The sequence below is a fragment of the Dysgonomonas mossii genome (assembly GCF_004569505.1).
Taxonomy (GTDB): domain Bacteria; phylum Bacteroidota; class Bacteroidia; order Bacteroidales; family Dysgonomonadaceae; genus Dysgonomonas.
The window spans coordinates 1-918 of record NZ_SPPK01000018.1; the positions used below are offsets into that span (position 1 = coordinate 1).

Consider the following 918-nt stretch of genomic DNA (forward strand, 5'->3'; position numbering starts at 1 on the left):
AGTAGTAAGTTTAAGGAATAAAAGGTCTTTTAGCATTATCTAGATTTTCTTGAATATCCATGAGTAATGCACCAATTAATCTAAAAGCTGAGTCTAGGTTAGGGAAAGTCTTAATGACTTTCTCTCTTTTTCTAAGCTGCATATTTATATTTTCAATAGAGTTAGTAGTTCGTATATTCTTATGGTGTTGTGCTGGAAATCTATAAAACTGTGTGGCATCTTCGAAGCCCTGATCTAATATATTTAAAGCTTCTGAATACTTAGGATTATTTTCATACTTAGTTACAAATTCATTTTTACTTTCAAGCGCATGTTGATATGTAGGAGCTTGAAAAATAGATTTAAGTAATGTTCTTGCCTCTTGTGAATTCTTTTTTGGGAATCTTTCAATGATGTTTTTAAGAAGATGAAATGTACAACGTTGCCAAGTTGAATCTATAAATTGTGATTTAATAGACTTAATAAGACCAGAATGTGCATCAGAAATAATGAGCTCAGGAGTTGTGAGGCCACGCATTCTTAAATCTTCAAAGAACTCAGACCAAGCCTGTTCAGATTCTTGATTAGAAATTTTAAAACCAATAATTTCACGTCTTTTAAGTTCATTTACTCCCATAGCTATATAAACGCCTTTAGAAACTATTTTATTATTCTCTCTAACTTTAATATGCATGGCATCAACAAATACATATCTGTACTGATGACTAGTAATAGGTCTACTCGACCACTTTTGAATATCGGGGTCAATATTTTTCATAACTTCTGAAATCGTAGATTTCGAAACAGATTTACCTGCCAGAGCCTCTACAATTTTCGTGATGTTTCTAGTTGAAACGCCATTAATATAAGCTTCTATCATCGCTAAAATCAGTGATTGATCAGAGCGAGAATATTGATCAAAAACTTCAGTTGTAAATT

1 protein-coding gene is annotated in these 918 nt (G+C 31.8%); it reads right to left on the minus strand.

What is annotated here, in order from left to right:
* Nucleotides 1-10: 10 nt before the first annotated feature.
* The coding region (locus tag E4T88_RS17200) for an IS256 family transposase (RefSeq protein WP_135107541.1) at nucleotides 11-918 on the minus strand (908 nt) is incomplete at its 5' end.